This is a genomic window from Gilliamella sp. LMG 34359 (assembly GCF_984569085.1).
Genome location: NZ_OZ474906.1, coordinates 2,630,610 through 2,651,904, shown reverse-complemented (window position 1 = coordinate 2,651,904; position 21,295 = coordinate 2,630,610). Strand labels below are relative to the sequence as shown.

Annotated in this window: 8 protein-coding genes; 7 read left to right on the top strand and 1 reads right to left on the bottom strand. The window is 32.1% G+C overall.

Features of this window, described 5'->3' with window-relative positions; translation table 11 throughout:
• Positions 1-81: 81 nt before the first annotated feature.
• Positions 82-6,114, bottom strand: coding sequence for an alpha-2-macroglobulin (locus AC5LXV_RS12130; RefSeq protein ID WP_493466583.1), 6,033 nt, complete (start codon positions 6,112-6,114; stop codon positions 82-84).
• A gap of 618 nt (positions 6,115-6,732) precedes the next feature.
• On the opposite strand from AC5LXV_RS12130, the gene AC5LXV_RS12125 reads away from it, so the two are divergent.
• From AC5LXV_RS12125 to AC5LXV_RS12095, 7 genes are all read left to right on the top strand, one after another.
• Positions 6,733-7,695: a hypothetical protein gene (locus AC5LXV_RS12125; protein ID WP_493466582.1), complete on the top strand. Its 963-nt coding sequence runs from the start codon at positions 6,733-6,735 to the stop codon at positions 7,693-7,695.
• Between the two features lie 353 nt (positions 7,696-8,048).
• Positions 8,049-9,041, top strand: coding sequence for a hypothetical protein (locus AC5LXV_RS12120; protein WP_493466581.1), 993 nt, complete (start codon positions 8,049-8,051; stop codon positions 9,039-9,041).
• 330 nt (positions 9,042-9,371) lie between these two features.
• Complete coding sequence (locus tag AC5LXV_RS12115) at positions 9,372-10,316, top strand: hypothetical protein (protein WP_493466580.1); 945 nt, start codon at positions 9,372-9,374, stop codon at positions 10,314-10,316.
• Between the two features lie 335 nt (positions 10,317-10,651).
• A complete protein-coding gene (locus AC5LXV_RS12110) occupies positions 10,652-11,674 on the top strand; it encodes a hypothetical protein (RefSeq protein WP_493466579.1) in 1,023 nt (340 codons plus the stop codon).
• Positions 11,675-12,078: 404 nt separating this feature from the next.
• On the top strand, positions 12,079-13,101 hold the full coding sequence (locus AC5LXV_RS12105) for a hypothetical protein (RefSeq protein WP_493466578.1): 1,023 nt from the start codon (positions 12,079-12,081) through the stop codon (positions 13,099-13,101).
• A gap of 386 nt (positions 13,102-13,487) precedes the next feature.
• Complete coding sequence (locus AC5LXV_RS12100; RefSeq protein ID WP_493466577.1) at positions 13,488-17,228, top strand: DUF4132 domain-containing protein; 3,741 nt, start codon at positions 13,488-13,490, stop codon at positions 17,226-17,228.
• Positions 17,222-20,935, top strand: a complete 3,714-nt coding sequence (locus AC5LXV_RS12095) for a DUF4132 domain-containing protein (RefSeq protein WP_493466576.1) — start codon at positions 17,222-17,224, stop codon at positions 20,933-20,935. Before AC5LXV_RS12100 ends, AC5LXV_RS12095 begins: the two co-directional genes overlap by 7 nt.
• Positions 20,936-21,295 lie beyond the last annotated feature (360 nt).

Genomic DNA, 21,295 nt, shown 5'->3' with positions numbered 1-21,295 from the left:
AAAATTAAAAAACTAATGTTAATAATCATGCAATAAATACAAAATAGCAGAGGGAAGGCGTGACCCTCTGCCAGTAACTAATTAACGAGGCTCAATAATAATCTTATTTCCACCTTTAGATACAGCTTGAATATCGCGATCATACATTGCTTCACCATAAGCTGGAGGTACCGCGTACTGGCCAATATTGGTCGCTTTTATCTGATAATTAAATGTTTGTATCTGATCACTTCTAGTCGAACCATAAATAATCACGCGATCTTCTCTAACATCTGTATAGTCTGGATACCAAGTATATTTACCTGTGGCAATTGGTGATATCCACTGTTGTTCAGAATCATAATTATCATTTTCACCCTCATCTTCGTCGCTTTGTTTATCGTTTTCAGTTTCAGCATGATTATTAACCGCTTTTTGTTGAACAACTTCAAAACCACCTAGTAGCATATCAACAATTGCAATGTTAGTTAATCCTTCTTTAGATAATGAACGGATTCTGACGGTTACATTAATAGTATCACCTAATTTCACCGTATCAATTTGCTTACCATCGTTATCTGTAAATTCACGATAAATTTCAAGCCCTCTATTAATTGGTTCTTGTTGCATTGAACGATCAAAGCCTTTCTGCGATATTGAATACCAAGCTGGCAAATTTTTAGCGTTATGGAAGCTAATAGACTCTACCGAATCATTGAATTTTCCGTTGGCTAACAAGTTCTTCAATTTAGCAATAGTGGCAATTTTTGCCTGTTGATCGTTAGATTTTGTTGTGACAGTAAGATCGTTTTCATCTAACTCGTGAGCTTTAATTGCTGAATTATAACTATCTAAAGCCAACATAGTCATCGCAGCTGATTGAGTTGTATAACGTTCCTCATTTAGCATTAACACCATATTCTCAAGAGCTTGCGCAGGGATATCATTAATTTTATTATCAAAATGTTTGGCGATTAAATAGATTTTCCCAGCATCAATGACTAATGGATCATAATAATTGTGACTCCACCATGCTTTATCATAGGCTTTGGACAGATCCTTCCAAATCGGTTTTAAAAGATTATCTGCTTGTTTGTCCATTTTGAGCATTTTGTAGGATGATGCTAAATACAACGCCGTAAGATCAGTAGACCAAGTTTGGTAATTATGATTTAAATCCTCAATGACTGAAGCAATTTGATTAGTTGTAATAATATTTTGTCTAGTTAGCAAATAAATTGCATAAGCTCGCAATCGCAAGTTGTAACGATCAGTTAATCTACTAGCAGCAACTAACTTAACATATTTATTGGCATTTTCTAGTAGATCTTTTGGTATTACTAATCCTGCATCTTTTGCTTCGAGTAGAAAGTGAACCGTATAAAGTGTAATAAATGGATCAACATTATATGTTGAATACCATAAACCAATCGCGCCTTCACTATTTTGGCGGCTTTGTAGTTTTTGCATTACTCCGGTAAATGGTATTGTTTTATCAGTGATTAAATTGAATTCAGGATATTTATTGCCAATCACTAGTGGTAACGCACGACTAACAATCTGTTCAGAACAGAAATATTCATAATTATCTAAATATTCGGTAAGACCTTTAGCTAAGATCATTGGAGAATAAGAGACGCCAGCATTCTGTTCATTAAATTCTGGATACATATGTCTAAACCCAGCAAAGGTTTGTGTTTTACCATCCATTCGACCCATAATTGTTTTTATTCGATAAGGATTTATCGGACGAACAGAAGTACTTACTTGTCTTGTTATCGTCTTATCTTTATAAGTTGCAGTAAAGAGTAAATCACCACTACCTAATTGTTCGGTTGCTTTTAAACGGAAGCTTAAAGTACCTTCTTTCATTGACGCTAAGTTGACGGTTTTAATTGGCTCATCTAAAACTGCTAGATGTGGCGTTGTGGTTAGCTTAACCTTAATTGGGATTTCTTCATTACCGATTTCAGTGATGTTATTTGCAACTAATAAACTTATTTCAAATTCATCGTTTGGCGTGACGAAATAAGGTACATTAGGGTTTAATACAAAGTCATTACGAACTGTAGTCGACGTTTGGGTAACACCCATTGTTTTCTTACCGACTGTCACAGCCATCACTCTAATTTTTCCACTGAAAAATTCAGGTACTTTGTAATTGAGTTGTTTTTCACCATTAACGTCTATAATTCCGGACCAGTAGGTAACAGGTTCATCGGTCTTACGTTTAAATGGATTCAAATGAGCATTAAGTTTATTATCACTATCTTGATCACCTCCTGGTGCAGATAAAGTTAGTAAACGTTTATATTCAGGCAAGATAAGATCTAAAATCTGATCCGTTCTTACTGATAACGCTTTTTTACGTATAAAGTTTTTAATTGGATTTTTTAATTGATAGCCAGCAACTTGTAATATACCTTCATCAACTGCGAAAACTACGACTCGTTGTTGGCTATTAGTTTTAATTGTGATTGGAATCGTCTCTCCAGGTTTGATTAAATTCGGAGTTACTAATTTTACTTTCTCCATAAATTTATCATCTGAAACCTTAAATGGAATAACACCATAACTAAGCGGACTCATGAATATTTCTTCTGAATTTGGATCGCGAATAAACTGCACATTGATATAGGCATTTCCTTCCACTTCTTCAGGTAAAGTGATTTTTTGTACTGAGCTAGTAGTATCAGTTTTAAACCATTTCCATGCATAAACTTTATCCCTTTCGATAGTGATAATTCCACTTCCGGTATAAGGTGCAGTTATTGCAATTTCTATCTCTTGACCCGGTTTATATTGATTAGCATCAATTTTTAACATTAATTCACTATTACGATCTAATGAACGTGTTACATTTGCTGATCCTGCTACCGAGTATTCGGTTTGATAAATTACTTCATTTTGGTTATTTAACAATTGAAGAATATAGTTACCAGGGGTCTTAGTTGGAATCTGGTAAACAGTTCCTTTGTTATCAATTTCAAAAGGAATTTGTGAAATTACCACATCTTTTTGTTTAGATTCATATTTATAAACACCTGAAGATTGTTCAACTAACACAGAAAGATATTTTTTCTCAAGGGTAACGAGTTTGAGTCCATCTAGTGTAATTTGATCTAGAGTTGGATTTATTGCAATAAGATTAAGTAAACGCTTGCTGTCCCGTTTTATATAACTTAACTTACCATCAGGTTTTGCCCCAACTAGATAATCAGATGCAGAAATCAAAATTGAATCCATTGCTGCAACACTACGTCCACTATTGGGTTCAAATACATCAGTCAAGAATTTGGCTACATATTGACCTTCAAAGTCTTTAATATGCAAATCAATATCAGCAATTCCTTCTTCATTTGTAAAATTGTCTTCAAGTTCAATTTTGAAATTACTACGGTTAGTACCTACGCGATAAAACTGATAATCTTGATATTTTTTAAAACTAAATCTGGTTGGTTGTAAATATAATTTACTCTCAACTCGACGATCTTGGGCAGGGGTTCCAAAGAGATTTTTTGCAGTCACTTTGGCAATTATATTCGATTGATTAATCCATCCTTGTTTGTTTTCAGTTACTATTTGTGCGGTAACTTTAGTTTTATCTGGTTCAAATTCTCGAATAGTCACTGAAGTAGAACCTAGGAAATTTTGATCATCCTCCTCCGAATCATTTTCATCATTTTCAATGTATAGATAGACATGCCATTGCCCTGTTGGGGAACTTTCTTCCGTTTTAAATGAAATATCATTAAAACCGTAATCATCAACTTTGATTTTTTTAGTCGTAACAAGATTATTTTTAGCATCATAAATGTTGGCTACTAACTTAATTCCATTCAGTGATTTAGTCCAATCATCTGCTTTAATGATCATCCCAATGTGGATGGTTTCGCCAGGTCGATAGATTCCTCTATCAGAAAATAGATGCGCATGTAACTCTCCCCGGTCAACTGTTTCATATTGACCATCAACATCAAAACGAGAGTAATTAAGTTTTCTGTCATAATAGCGATAACCTTTAGAAATTGGCAAAAATGACATATCTTTACCTTTTTCAATTAAGAATAACAACGGTTTAATGCCTTTATAGTAATCTGCTAATGGTGCGAAATTGACATGACCAGTGTTATCGGTGATTGAAGAGGTAATTTCAATACCATTGGCACCGAGTATGGAAACTTTAGCACCGGCAACAGGTACCCCACTGTTGATAGATTGCACAAAGAGATCATAAGAGCCATCAAGTGATTTTTTATTTATAATGCCTAAATCTGTCACTAATATGAATCGAGAAGTGAAATAATCGTAAGGCTCTTCACCTTCTACTGCATCATCATTTTGGGCATAGAGATTTAATAAAAATACTCCGCGATTAACTTCGTTTTCTTTAACATCTTTTTTAAGGTATGGTGTTAAATCGAAGTCAGAGTAATGAATAGCCCCTGATTTACCCTTAACATCTTTTATAATTGAATATTTTTCAACAAAATTATCACTTTTATAATATTCAAAGCTCATTGAACTAAAATCACTGTCATTATCGTAGACCAAATGGTGTAATTGGGATGGAATAACACGTTTGAGTTCTAACTTTATTTGACTAACATTACGAGAAACCACAGGAATCTTTTTATCACCTGACAGCGATAATAGAGAACCAGTAGCAGCGAAATTAAGCAATTTATCAAATTCATTAATTTGCATCAATTTCTCATATCTATTCTTAAATGTGTAGCCACCTTCGGACGTTAAGGATGGATCAATAGTAATAAATATTTGTTGACGTTGATCACCGTTTATTTCAAAGCTAAATTGATTTTGATAAGTTCTATCGTCGTCAGTCTCAATGTATCTAGTTGTTAATCGTTTTGATTTATCTAAGATGGCTTTATCGATAAAATATTTAGTTTTGTATGTGTTATCAGTTTTATCGTAATATTCTTCACTATATTTGGCGTTTGGATCGGGTAACTGCCAGATTGATAATGCTTTCTGTAAATCACTAGCTTTAACATTATAACTTAAATTAATTGTGATAATCTGACGTATTTCATTATTCGACAGTTCAACAAGGGAAATATCAGATGAAGTGATACTAAGATTATATTTATTCGGTATACGGATATCTTCCGAACTTTCTGAGGTTGTAGGGGATCCTCCCATTGAAGATGTTACCCCCTTTGCAATTTTTAATGATAAATACCTATTCACATCAGCAAGTTCTAATTTATCACTTTTTATATAGGCAATTGTTTTATCTTTATTATAATTAATTGTAAAGTTTACATTTTGGACAAATTTATTTGGCTCATATCTTCCAATTGTTACTTCAAATAGTGATAATTTTAAATTTTTTTCAAAGGTTGTCGGATCAACAGGATGAGAAAATTCTACTCTATAAATACCTTGTTTATCATCAGGAACAATAGGATTTTGATATAATTCACTGTTCATTATTTTAAAAGAAAAATCGGTTGTATTAAATGTAAAAATATTCTCTTTTTTATTTATTAAATTGTTAGAATCAAGTAACTTCGAATCATCCAATTTAACCGTATAGGTTTCACCCATTGGCCATGGTTGTTCTGGTTTAAAATAGATATTTACATCGTCATGCCAACTCCAAGTCCCTTTAATTTCAGGTGAAATTTCAATTCCCTCAGTTATTTCCTTGCCAATTTTATCTATCGGAGCGGGTGATCGTTTATGTCCAGTAAATTTAATTTTTAAATAAGATTGATTAGGATTAGTAAGCGTACCGGATTCTGTAGGTGCATAAAAAGAAATACCATACGTATTAACAATTACGGGGGCTGGCTCAATAGGTTTTGGTTTATTTAAGTACCAATGATAGGCATAATTACCACTGAAATAGGTAACAATTCCCAGTATAACAACACCACCAATAATTAAACTATAGTTATTGAGTCTTGTAATTGATGATTGATAGATATCTTTAGCACGTGGATACCACTTAGGTATCGACCAATTAATTTGACCAATAATTGGGCTTATAAACCATAATATGGATCGTAATACAATTAGTAGAAAAAGTGCAAAATAGAGAATCGCTTCTAGACCGATACAGAAGATTCGATAGGGTAGACGGAGAAAGAAACGTATTATATCCATGATATTCCTTATCATCTCAATTAATTATTATCAATAATTGAGTTTTATTGTATTATTTTTTTGTGTGAATAATTTGGTATTACTAAAAACTAAGTAAATACTTTGGTGAAAGTATAAACTATAAATAAAATTAATTGAATGACTATGGTTCTTTTTAGCAATAAAAACCTATCGCCTTGGTATTTGATAAACTTCAATATTTTTTGTCAGTCATGTCGATCAAGAAAATCACTAAGATAATCCGTTGTCATCCAATCCGTTTTTTGCTGTTTTTGTAAATTATTAATAATTGGAACAACTTTTTTAAGGAATAAGATAAATTATTCTTAAAAATGGCAAAAACGAACAAAATAAAATGACGATAAAAACGAGCCAATACATGAGATTTTAAACAACAGATGGTAAGGCGTAATCAACATGTAAAAACGCGTAATGAATTTGGTTTAGAGTATAAGTTAACGCCACTAGCATTATAGCGATGGATAACTTAAAGCACCGCTACACGTTCATCTACATTGTTTTACTCTAGATTAAATTATTCAAACTTTAGTGATAATAGGTTTTGATTCGCCGTAATGTTCAGATATTGATGAATTAATACATAAGGAAGTGAATAAAATGCCAATAAAGAAAATAATACCGATATGTATATTGTTCTTATTAAGTTGTAGCTTTTATGCAATTGGCTATACACGAGAGCAATTAGAGATATTTAAACTTAATCTTGTTGATGGTAGCGAGCCAAAATTCTATTTTGTTAAGTTACTCCAAGGTAGTCATATTGTTATTTATGACAAAGATGGCAATAAAAAACAATCTATTCAACCAATATTTCCTGATAATGAGGATGGTTATAAAAAGGATAAATATCAATTACCTCAAAAATATCGACAAAGTTTTTTGACTGCCAGTGGCATATCCGAAACGGATAACTTATTCGTATATAATTATGAATATAATAAATTGTATAGTTTTCCCATTAGTAAATTGGAGGTATTTGCAATAAAGGATGATTGTTTTCCTACTGATGAAACAAATTATCAATTTGGATTTGCATTAGAGTTGAATCAACTACCTCAAGATTACGATCATAATGATACTTACGATCCTAGTGATACAACATTTGTTTATATTGGAAAGGAAAATCCTTTTGCTCAACAGCAACTAACTTTATTAAACTGGCAAAAAATTAGCGATAAAGAGGATAAAGAGTATTATTATTTAGCACAAACTCATGGATTACATTACTATTTACCGACATTAGGGAAAGTGTGGGACCACCTTGAACGAGATTATTACCCTAAAATTGGGATATTAGTGGTTAAGGATAGCAAGAATAGCATCTTATTTAATCATGACTATTTTTCAACGACGATATACAGCACTCTACCTTTAAATGGCAAAGATAAAGATCATGAATACAAAAATCAATGGACGGGAAGATTATTTAAAAATAAACCATTAGTTGTGTTTGGCTTTGTCTCAATAATGGGTTGCCCAGTGATAGACTTTATTGATTCATCCTTTCCTAGTTATGATATAAGATTACGTTGCGATCTTCGTTTTTATAGTTGTAAATAATATTAATTAAGAACAACTTTTTTAAGGAATAAGATAAATTATTCTTAAAAATGGCAAAAACGAACAAAATAAAACGACGATAAAAACGAGCCAATACATGAGATTTTAAACAACAGATGGTAAGGCGTAATCATTAGGGAAAACACACAATGAATTTGGTTTAGAGTATAAGTTAACGCCACTAGCATTATATCGATGGATAACTTAAAGCACCGCTACACGTTCATTTACATTTACATTTACATTTACATTGTTTTACTCTAGATTAAATTATTCAAACTTTAGTGATAATAGGTTTTGATTCGCCGTAATGGTCAGATATTGATGAATTAATACATAGGGAAGTGAATAAAATGCAAATAAAGAAAATAATACCGATATGTATATTGCTCTTATTAAGTTGTAGCTTTTATGCAATTGGCTATACACGAGAGCGATTAGAGATATTTGAACTTAATCTTGTTGATGATAGCGAGCCAAAATTCTATTTTGTTAAGTTACTCCAAGGTAGTCATATTGTTATTTATGACAAAGATGGCAATAAAAAACAATCTATTCAACCAATATTTCCTGATAATGAGGATGGTTATAAAAAGGATAAATATCAATTACCTCAAAAATATCGACAAAGTTTTTTGACTGCCAGTGGCATATCCGAAACGGATAACTTATTCGTATATAATTATGAATATAATAAATTGTATAGTTTTCCCATTAGTAAATTAGAGGTATTTGCAATAAAGAGCGGTTGTGATCCTACTGATGAAACAAATTATCAATTTGGATTTGCATTAGCGTTGAATCAACTACCTCAAGATTACGATCCTAATGATACAACGTTTGTTTATATTGGAAAGGAAAATCCTTTTGCTCAACAGCAACTAACTTTATTAAACTGGCAAAAAATTAACGATAAAGAGTATGATTATTTAGCTCAATCTCATGGATTACATTACTATTTAGCGACATTAGGGAAAGTGTGGGACCCAGATCATTACCTTGAACGAGATTATTACCCTGAAATTGGGATATTAGTGGTTAAGGATGGCAAGAATTACATCTTATTTAATAGTGACTATCTTTCAAAGACGATATACATCACTCTACCTTTAAATGGCAAAGATAAAGAACATAAATACAAAAAGCAATGGGCGAGAAGATTATTTAAAGATAAAGATCATGAATACAAAAATCAATGGACGGGAAGATTATTTAAAAATAAACCATTAGTTGTGTTTGGCTTTGTCTCAGAATTAAACTGCCCGGTGATAGACTTTATTGATTCATCTTTTCCTAGTTATGACATAAGATTACGTTGCGATCTTCGTTTTTATAGTTGTAAATAATATTGATTAAGAACAACTTTTTTAAGGAATAAGATAAATTATTCTTAAAAATGGCAAAAACGAAGAAGATAAAACGACGATAAAGACGAGCCCATACTGAAGATTTTAAACAACAGATGGTAAAGTTTTATCAACAGGGAAAAACATACAATGAATTTAGTTAAGAGTATAAGTTAACGCCACCAACATTATAGCGATGGATAACTTAAAGCACCACTACACGTTCATTTATATTGTCTACATTAAATTATTAAAACTTTAGTGATATTTGGTTTTAATTCGTCTTAATGGCCAGATATTGATGAATTAATACATAGGGAAGTGAATAAAATGCAAATAAAGAAAATAATACCGATATGTATATTGCTCTTATTAAGTTGTAGCTTTTATGCAATTGGCAATACACGAGAGCGATTAGAGATATTTAAACTTAATCTTGTTGATAATAGTGAGCCAAAATTCTATTTTGTTAAGTTACTCGAAGGCAGTCATATTGTTATTTATGACAAAGATGGCAATAAAAAACAATCTATTCAACCTATATTTCCTGATATAGAGGATGATTATAAAAAAAATAAATATCAATTACCTCAAAAATATCGACAAAGTTTTTTGACTGCAAATGGCATATCCGAAACGGATAACTTATTCGTATATAATTATGAATATAATAAATTGTATAGTTTTCCCATTAGTAAATTAGAGGTATTTGCAATAAAGAGCGACTGTTTACCTACTGATGAAACAAATTATCAATTTGGATTTGCATTAGAGTTGAATCAACTACCTCAAGATTACGATCATAATGATACTTACGAGCCTAATGATACAACATTTGTTTATATTGGAAAGGAAAGTCCTTTTGCTCAACAGCAACTAACTTTATTAAACTGGCAAAAAATTAGCGATAAAGAGGATGATTATTTAGCACAAGCTCATGGATTACATTACTATTTAAGGCAATCTCCCTTTCCCCTCGATTACCCTGAATGTGGAAGTTTAATTATTAAGAATGCGAAAAATAATATCTTATTTAATGATAACTATATAAGAAGGCGTGTAAATTCTATGCCTATAAATGGCAAAGATAAAGATCACGAATACAAAAAACAATGGACGGGAAAATTATTTAAAAATAAACCGTTAGTCGTGTTTGGCTTTTATTCAATGTTCGGGGATGACTGCACAGAGATAGACTTTATTGATTCATCTTTTCCTAGTTATGATATAATACTACGTTGCGACTCTCGTTTTATATATTATAATTGTAAATAATATTAATTAAGAACAACTTTTTTAAGGAATAAGATAAATTATTTTTAAAAATGGCAAAAACGAAAAACTAAAACGATGATAAAGACGAGCCCATACTTGAGATTTTAAATAACAGATGGTAAGGCGTTATCAACAAGTAAAAACGCGTAATGAATTTGGTTTAAAGTATAAGTTAACACCACCAACATTATAGCGATGGATAACTTATTGCACCACTACACGTTCATCTACATTGTTTTACTCTTGATTAAATTATTCAAACTTCAGTGATAATAGGTTTTGATTCGCCTTAATAACCAGATATTGATGAATTAATACATAGGGAAGTGAATAAAATGCAAATAAAGAAAATAATACTGATATGTATATTGTTCTTATTAAGTTGTGACATTTATGCTGATGAAAACGATAAATTACCACAGCAGCAAAGTCATTCAACGCAGAAATTAGATATATTTACACTTGATTATATTGAATATTTAGAAAATGAATCCGCTTTTTATTTTACCTCGCTATCCGAAAACATTACATTTGACAATTATGATGAAAATGGTGTGGTTATTTTACCTAGAAATCTTCAATTAATTCCAGATACAGTTGGTAACTATAAAAAAGATATATATATTTTAAATAAAGAGTATCGGCAACGATTTATGGAAGCAACTGGGATAGCGGAAACCGATACCTACTATCTTTATGATTATCAGAATAATCAATTAACCACTTACCCTATTAGTGAATTGGAAGTAATCGCAATTATAGATGCGTATAGTATGGATGAAAAACCGTGTAAATTTGAGGATTATTATCAATTTGGCTTCAGATTAACTTCCAATCAATTGTCGAAGGCTCTCGATCCCGATAGTTACCAAACATTAGTTTATATAGGCAAAGAAAATCCTTTTGCTCTGCAACAACTTACAGCATTAGACTGGAATAAAATAGACAATGAGGATTTTCCGATAATAAGTGGGATAGAGACATCCTCTAAATTTATTCAGGACAGTTTTAACAAAACTTATCAGGCTAAAGCGAATGGATGGAATTACTATGTTCAAGATCATTTTTCTCAGGAAATTGATATTAATAGTGCTTATTACAGACAGGTAGTTATTAAAGATCAGGGAGAGGCTATTTTATTTAACAGTGAATATGCTTTTAATGATGAGATTATTCCTGCATTTTTAAATGATCAACATCCAGAATTCCAACATAAAGTCCAATGGTCAGGTAAATTATTTAAAAATCAACCTTTAGTAATATTTGGTTTTGAGTGGAAATCATTTGGCTGCCCAGTTATTGATTATATTGACCGATCTTATAAAAGTTTAATAATAAAGTGCGACAATAGGCATTAAGAAAGTTATTCTAACTAAATGATTTCTTTGTAGCAGTATGATTTAGTTTTTAGCATAATAAAATATATATCTCAATAAAATGAGACATTAATTAACATGATATTATCAATTTGATTAACATTATTATTCACTGATGGCGTAAAGAGAAACCAGTTAAAACTAGTTCCATTTAAATATATTCTTTAATCCCAATAAATATATAGGATAGGGCAGTTGTGAATTAAATGTTTGTAACAGAGAAGATTATTTTTTATTATTAAGAAAAAATAATTGGCCAAATCAGTCTTGTTAGTTCAAAATTAAATCAGCGATTTTTGAAAAACTAATAATTAACAATAATTTAAAATTATTGCGATGCCATATGGATGTGAGAAGTATATTTAAGGAAAATGGTGAACTAATAAATGAAAAATAAATTAATTAGCTTTCTGTTTACATTTTTTGCCTTATCATCAATTAGCTTTTGCAGTAGCGCGGAAATGTTAGGTGGAAACAAATTATTAGAATGGGAAGGGGGACATTATAGGGAAGATATTCGAATGTATACACTCACCTCGATAGATTATATTAAAGATGAGCCCGAATTTGACTTTATTTCATTATCTGATGATATTGTTTTATATGATAACAAATACAAAAAAGATATCTATTTAATTCCAAGCACTGAAAAAAAAACTTATAAAAAAGAACAATATTTACTCACGGGTTCATACCGTACTAAATTGCTCAATTTGGCAGGTATATCAGAAGATGATACAGTATTTATCTATGATTACTTAAATAATAAATTAAAATCGGTTCCTGTTTATGGGTTGAATACTTTTGCTGTCGTGAATACTTATTATCATCCTCATGAACCTTATGAATTAGATGCATATATGTTTGGATTTAAATTAAATTCAAACATGTTTGATCAATATGCATCCTATATTGTCTATATAGGTAAGGAAAATCCTTTTCTACAGAAACCCTTAACTCCACTAGTTTGGCATCAAATTGATAGCAAAGACTTTCCTGTTCTTGAAAGTGATGACGAAATTACTTCCCTTATACCTGTATATAATCCAGAAGATTTAATAAAGGGTGATAATTTTATGGCTGAAGCGATCGGTCTACGCTTTTATATACAAAATTATGAAACTCCAAGCAAAAACGAAATCATTATAAGACATTTAATTATCTTAGATTCTGATTCAAATATGATAACAAATGTGGTCCATGGTTATTTTGAAGGAGGAATGCTTTTACCATTAAGCAGTTCAATAGATGACAATAAAGAAATATTTCAATGGGTCGGAAGCATTTTAAAAAATGAACCGCCAGTTATATTTGATTTTAGTAGTGAAGCATTTAGTTGTCGTCCGCTTTTTCAATTTATCCATCCATTACATGAATATTTTATACCAAGATGTGATTGTCGGCATTAATCTATGAATAAGATTGTATCTAAAAACAGTGATACTTATTTATCATTTTGTCTGTTAAGGATGTTGTTTTTTTAGCTAACAGAAATGTATTGAGCCCAATAAGTATTTAATTCATTAGAATAAAGTAACAAAATAAATTTATTAAATAAAACGAAATGATGATAAAAAAGATGAGGATCTAACTTGTCGCCATTTTATTTACTAACATCCAATAAACTTATCTAGCTTTTTGGAGTGATTTAGGTTGATTTGCAGCGTTCTATATTTATACAAATGATAAAATTGAATTAGAATAATTAGCCTTGCAAAGTTGCAAATATGCTAAAATAACATATGGATAATTAAGATTTTATCCTTAATAGGGAAATAATGGAAAATAAAGGAATATGAAAGAAATAAAACAATTATCAACTAAAACTCACACATCCGAAGAATTAATTACCGCTATCTTTAAGCCATTAAGTGATCAAGATAAATCTTTACCAACACGGATAACACAATATATCTTGCATGGTAATGGAATTGATGTATTAGTCGATTTAGAGAAATTATGTCAAATACCTAATAATGCAAATGCTCTTTATGAATTATTGCAAAGACCCTCAGGTATTTATCGTCCACGTTATTATAACTATATTAATGAGGAATTCCATCCATCATTTCAAGCTCGCATTGATGTGTATAAGTCTTGGACAGATATTTATACACCAGAACAGATAATTCGATTTGCCCGAGTTTTTGCCACATTATTTGATCATTTAAGTTTTATTAAACTTATAAACGAACAATTACCATCATGGTTTATCTATCTTTTATATGATGCACTAATTACCTCGTTACCAGGTCCTAATGGAAACGAGAATGAAATTATTGAGCGCGAAAATTGGTCAATACAACAATTACATCAATTACTTGAATGTGAACAAGCCGGTTTAGGCGAAAAATTACTGTTTGCCATTTTTGACCGTCAAAATATTCCTGTTAATCGTGTTGGTTTATTTCATAATTTTACCCGATTAAAAGGATTATTTACCTATATTCAAGAACGAATTGAATTATTTAAACAACTCCCCGCACTCGGTTTGGCGCTTTTGGGACAAGTGGAACAACTTAAATACATTCAACGATATCCAGAACTTCAGTTACAATTGGTCGATTTTCTGGCAATGCAGTCATTAAATACTTCAAAACAGGTGAGTCAATTAGCCACAGAAATACTATTTAGCTTACCATTGGAATTGGCTCAACCACAATTACAGCACTTTTTAACTTCAGGTTCGGTTAAACAACGAGCTAATGCCACAATATTACTCTGTCGAATCATCTCTGAACCGACAATTTTACAACAAGCTTTAGCTAGCGAACCCAATAAAACAGTTATTACTGCTATTGAAAGTGCTTTATCGAGATTGGAAAGTGCCAACACGGCCAAACAGCAAGCTGATTTAGTTATTCCAGAATTTGAACCATTTAGTGATACGCCATTGCCTATGACTACTCGTGATGTTTTACAACAAAGTTTTGACGAGTACCTTATTGAATGTAAAAAATCGATGCAAAATGAACTAGAGGAAAACAAAGAAAAAAATAGATCAAGGGATTATCATCAAAACCGTTATAAAGAATTGAAAGCGCTGACACCAAAGTCCCTTGATAGTATATTTGATTATGTGAATGGTAAAATCGATCGCTCAACATTATTCAAAGAAATCGATGAAAAGATTGATTTTCGATTTTTACTAACTAAAAATCGATTATCAAATTTGCCTGAAATTACGTTATTTCACTTAGTTCGAATAAGACAATTAACTGATTATATAAGTATCTCTAATTTATTTCCAAAACTATACGAAAACTATGACTTGGTTAAAAATGCCGATCTTAGACAAATAGCTGATGTGTTGATAAAAGTGAATATTATTCCAGATGTTGAATATACTGTTGCTCTACCGTTTTTAAGCAGTGATGTTTTTCATGATATTCATGAAAATGAACCTCACAAATTATGGGCTTTTTTTGCTGAAAATGAATTTTTAATTGATGAAGCTTTGGGGTTTGCACCTATACAAATAGTTCAGAATTGTTATGTCCGTATTGATAAAATTAATGCCATAAAAATATTACAGCTATTTCCAATCATTCCTGCTAAATATGTTGCTTACCTACTTGAATTAGCTTTAGGCGAAATTAAGCAGATACGTTATGCGGCACAAAACGCCTTAAAGCGGATCCCCAATATACATAATCAAGTTGAACAAGCCCTATCTTCTACAAAACAAGAGGTACGTATTATTGCTGCTAATTGGTTGGCTGAGTTAGGACAAACAAGCTCGATTAAAGCACTAAATGCTGCGCTAAAAAAAGAGAAACGCGAAACAGTACAAGCAGCAATATTGATCGCACTGGAAAAAATTGGTGAAGATATTAGTCAGCACTTAACGCCGAAAAAGTTATTGGCTGATGCCCAAAAAGGTTTAAAAGGTAAAATACCAACCGATTTTGATTGGTTTGATTTTAACTTAATACCGACGTTAACTTGGCAAAATGGTAAGATTGTTGAGCCACAAATTATTCAGTGGTGGATCTGCTTAGCGGTCAAATTAAGAGATCCGGCTAATTTACTGTTAACCGTTTATAATCGATTGTTAAGCACCCAAAGTCAGCGACAATTAGGCGAATTTATTTTACAAAGTTTTATTAAACAAGATACGCTAAGTCCATCACTGGAAGAAGCAGAAGCCAAAGCTAGCTCAGAGGCCGATAAACGATTACAAGACTATATTGGATATTATCAGCGCTATCCGCAATATTTTTCTAAATACCAAAATATAACTTATGAGCAGGTTTTTGAAGAAATCAAAAATGAAACATTAGCAACCTATCTTGGCTCAGCCATCAAAGCAAAAGGAATATTAGCATTAACCAGTGGTATTGAAGGCCCTATTGCAGTGTCTCTCTTACGCAGTTTTATGAAAAATCATTATCAACGTCGAGCTCAAATTGAAGCGATGCTTGAACCACTGGCAAACAGTGATGATCCGCTGATCATTCAACTATTATTGTCATTAGCTCGTCGCTATCGGACGGCATCCATTCATGAAAAGGCTAAATACTTGGTAGAAAGTATTGCTGCGCGTTCAGGCTGGAGTACAGAAGAATTGGCAGACCGCACCATATCGACTGCAGGGTTAGATGATAATGGCTTGTTAATTCTTGATTATGGTGAGCGTACCTTTATTGCTAGTTTGGATGATAAATTTAAGTGGCAATTAAAAAATGCTGATGGAGAAAAGATCAAAGCATTACCTGAAGCACGTAAAAACGAAAACCCTGAACTCGTCAAAGAGACCAAAAAACAGTTCAGCAATAGTAAAAAAGAACTTAATCAATTACTCACTATGCAAATAAGCCGTTTTTACGAAGCCATGTGTGCCCAGCGTCAATGGCGAGTGGAAGATTGGCAGAAATATCTGCAACCACATCCGATTGTGGGGCGATTAATTCAACGTTTAGTGTGGTTACAATTGGATAATAACGGTCAGATCGTCAATAGTTTCAGGCCTACTGAAGATGGTAGCTTAATAACCAATCAAGATGACGAAATCTTACTTGATCAAAATCACTTTATTTCCGTTGCGCATTCGGCGTTACTAGCGAGTGATGATATAGTTCAGTGGCAAGCGCATCTTGAAGATTACAAAATAACCCCATTGTTTGATCAGTTTAGTCATGCATTTCCAGAGATAAGCAAATTTAACGATGGCGTTATTGATGATCGTTTAGGTTGGTTAACGGACAGTTTTACCATTCGTGGTATTTTAACCAAATTGAGTTATGAGCGTGATGCTACTGAAGATAGCGGATGTTTTTATGGTTACCATAAATACTTTGGCAGTTTAGGTATTTATATCAATATTGAATTCAGTGGTAGTATGCTGCCTGAAGAAAATATTCCAGCAGTACTTTATAACCTTTATTTCAGTAATAAAAAGGGATTCAAAGATAGGGCAATTGCGCTCGATAAACTACCTAAGGTGTTATTAGCCGAAGGTTATACTGATTATATGGCGGTGGCAAAAGCCTGTAGTGGTTTTGATCCTAATTGGAAAGATAAATTAATATGGTAAAACATGACCAAAACCCGATGGATCAGGTTATTCTTGATTGCTTTGCGGGTTTAAATAAATTAGAACAATCAATATCTGAACGGATTTGTCATTATATTTTATATGGCAAAGATGTCGTGGTTCTTGATGAGCTAAAAGTATTATCAAAAACTTATAAATATGATAACCGGGTTTATAATTTGCTTGGTATGCCAGGTTCTGTTGGTTTTTTAGATGAAAGTAATGAACCACAGCAAAAAGTACGAGCTAAATTTTATCAATTATGGACGAGTCAATATTCACCAGAACAGCTCATCAGGTTTGGTAAAATTTTAGCAGCAGCTTATATTCCGGATACGCCTCAAAGATGGTCTTTTTATGAGAAAACAAGTAGTAGTGTTATCACTCCCAAACTGCCTTTGTGGTTTTTATATCTGTTTATTGACGGTTTGGTCACTACTTTTTTAAACCGCAATTTCGATGCTGAGCAAAATATGGCTGAGCGTGATAATTGGTCCATTGAGCAATTACATCAATTACTCGAAATTGAGCAGAAAGGGTTGGGAGATCAACTTATGTTTGCTTTTTTTGAGCGGCAACATGTACCAGAATATCACTACCGTTATTTTAATACTGTTTTTGCGATTAGAGGGTTGAAATTATATATAACTAACAATTTAGAAAGGTTTAAATCTTTACCAGATCAAGAATTATCCACAATTGGTCAATTACAACAATTGCAATATATTGCTAGTCATAACGATCTTAAAGAACGAGTAGTTGATTTGTTAGTCAAACAATCCACTAGTAGCATCAAAAAAATAAGAGAGTTAGCGACAACGCTATTGCTTAGTATTTCTAAGGAAAGTGCGCAAAATCAGTTAATTGCTTCATTCGCACAAGGCACACCAAAGCAACGTTGTCAAAAAATTGCGCTATTAGTTAAATTGTCTGTTGATAAAGAAATATTTGAAAAAATACTAACTGAAGAAACGAATAAAATAGTGGTTAAAAGTATCGAAAGTGCTTTATTTTCTATTAAAGATGATAAGTTAGTTAAGCAGGAAGAGGATGAAATTATCATTCCTCCTTTTATGCCAATTACTGAAGTTGATTTACCTGTCAAAGCGCGCGATATATTGCACCAAAATTATCAAGAGTTGTTAATACAATCGCAAAACAGAGCACAACTAGAGAAACTCGATAATCAAGGATATCATAACCTAGAAAGGAATGAGCAGGAACGTTACGAACAATTAACTACTTTTACTGACAATGATTTAGATATGATTTTTCATTATCTAAACGGTAAAGGGCAGTTAATGCAATCTGATATTAAAAATCAGCTAACTAATGAGATTATTTTACATAAAGGGCGTTTGCAAACAATTCCTGAATTTAATCTGTATCACTTATTACGCGCAGAAAAAATTACTTATACAAACATTGAATCGTACTGTTTAGCTTTAAGTTTTTTAAAACATGAAATATTGCCATGTACCGATTTACGCTTGATCGCTCAGGTGTTAAATAACATATCCGATATGCCAGATGTCAAACGTATTGTTGCCGCAGCATATTTGATGAATTATTATTATGATCTAACATTTGAGAGTGACGCAAATTGTGTTTGGCCTTTTTTTGCTGAAAACCTTATCTATCTTGATGAAGCATTAGGATTAATCCCCAGCCTTGAGCCACAAAATAGTAATTATACTTTTGATAAAAAGCGTGGACTAAAAATCTTAACTTTTTTTCCAAAACTTCCAGTTAAATATAATATTTATTTATTAGAGTTAGCATTAGGCGATACCAAAATACCTCGCTTATTGGCCCAACAAGCACTAAGTAAATCGCCTTGTATACATCGTCAAGTTGAAAACGTATTAACTTCCAATAAATATAAACAGCGCATTTTAGCAGCTAACTTATTGGTAACATTAGGCAATAAATCATCGATTGCAGCTTTAAATACCGCTTTAAATCAAGAAAAACAAGAAGTGGTACAAGCAGCACTATTATCCGCGCTTGAAAGTTTAGGTGAAAATATTGGCCAATATTTAACACCATCTCGATTACTTGATGATGCAAACAAAGGTTTAAAAAGTAAAAAACCAGCGGGTATTGAATGGTTAGTTAATGACACTATCCCTGCTTTAACATGGCAAAATGGTGAGCAGGTTGATCGTAAAATTATCATTTGGTGGATGTGGTTAGCTGTAAAACTAAAAGAGCCGGCCAATCCTTTATTAACTATTTATATTCGTCTATTAAGTGATAAAAGCCAAAAACAGCTTGGTTTATTTATATTGCAAAGTTTTATCCAACAAGATACTTTAACCCCGACCTTAATAGAAGCAGAAAATGAGGCCAAATTAACCGCACCAGCTCGACTACAGTCCTATTTAAATAGTTATAAGAATCATCCTGACTTATACCCCGAATATCAAAATATCACTCTCCAGCAAGTTATTGAGCGTATCGAAAAAGAGGTGCTAACTCGTTTAATTGGTTCAGCAATTAAATCGAAAGGTTTATTAGCTCTAATTGGTGGAATTGAAGGTCATGTAGCCGTATCGATAATAAAAGCATATATGAAAAATCATTACACCAGACGAGAGCAAATTGAAGCAATGTTAGAAGCGATCGCTGTTAATGATGATTTCATCATAATTCAATTTTTATTAACCATTTCTTACTCGAATCCCAAAAAAACTATTCAAGAAAAAGCAAAATCTTTAATAAACCAAATTGCTGAGCAGAAAAAATGGACAACAGACGATCTTACTGAACGTACTGTTCTAACTGCTGGGCTGGATGATTCTGGCATACTTATGCTTGATTATGGTGCAAGAACTTTTACGGCCAGTATTGATGATAACTTTAAATGGCAATTAAAAAATTTGGAAGGTAACATTATAAAAACCTTACCAGAAGCGCGTAAAGATGAAGATCCAACCGTGATCAAAGAAGTGAAAAAACAGTTTTCACGTAGTAAAAAAGAACTCACACAAATTGTTTCAATCCAAACTGAACGCTTATATGAAGCCATGTGCACCCAGCGCCGTTGGCAAGTAAGTAATTGGCAACAATATCTATTTGCCCATCCAATTGTCGGGCGGTTGGTGCAAAGATTAGTATGGTTAGCAGTTGATGAACAAGGCAAGATTTGCAACAGCTTTAGGCCAACTGAAGATGGTAGTTTGATTAATTTACACGATGAAGAGATCACTTTGAATCAAAATCACTATATCACTCTAGCTCATAATGTGTTGTTACCAGCCAGTCATATAAACCAGTGGCAAGTACATCTTAAAGACTATAAAGTTACGCCATTATTTGCCCAATTTGCTAACCCTTTACCAAAGAGCCAATGGATTGATGATGGCATAGTGAATAATTATACAGGCTGGTTAACGGATGCGTTTACCATTCGCAATGTCCTTACTAAAAGAGGTTATAAAAATGAATATTTTGAAGATAGTGAATGCTTAGATTGTTATTGTAAATACTATAGTAACCTTAATTTGTATACTATCATTCAATTTAGTGGGCGTTATATTTCTCAAGAAAATAGTTTAGTAGAGCGTTATTATCTCTCTTTTCGTCAAAAAAGGATCTATACCAAACCCAAAATTGATGCTAACGACATCCCAGCGGTGTTATTAGCCGAAAGTTTTGCTGATTATATGGCTGTCGCAAATGCATCATGCAAATTCGAAATTTGATTCAGAACGAAAGAATAAAAGCGATGGTAAATCAGAAACAAGCAATATGATTAATTGTATAAGAGTGTTATAGCTAATAACTAGCAATATTAAGCAAAACCGATGATAAAAAATAAGCGCTAAGATGGGTAGTTATCACCAAAATCAGCTGGTCAATTTATTTTAAATAACGAAATAGTAGTTGTAAATTTTTTGGTGAGGTTCCGTCAGTTTAACGTGCAATTATCTCACTATTAGAAAAACAATTTTTAATACTAATTGGTCAAGCCTATATCTTGTTGTTTTGCTAGATAATACGAATGATATTAAATAAATCTAATTTTATACAGATAATAGGGTACCTAAGCGTGCCAGAAAATC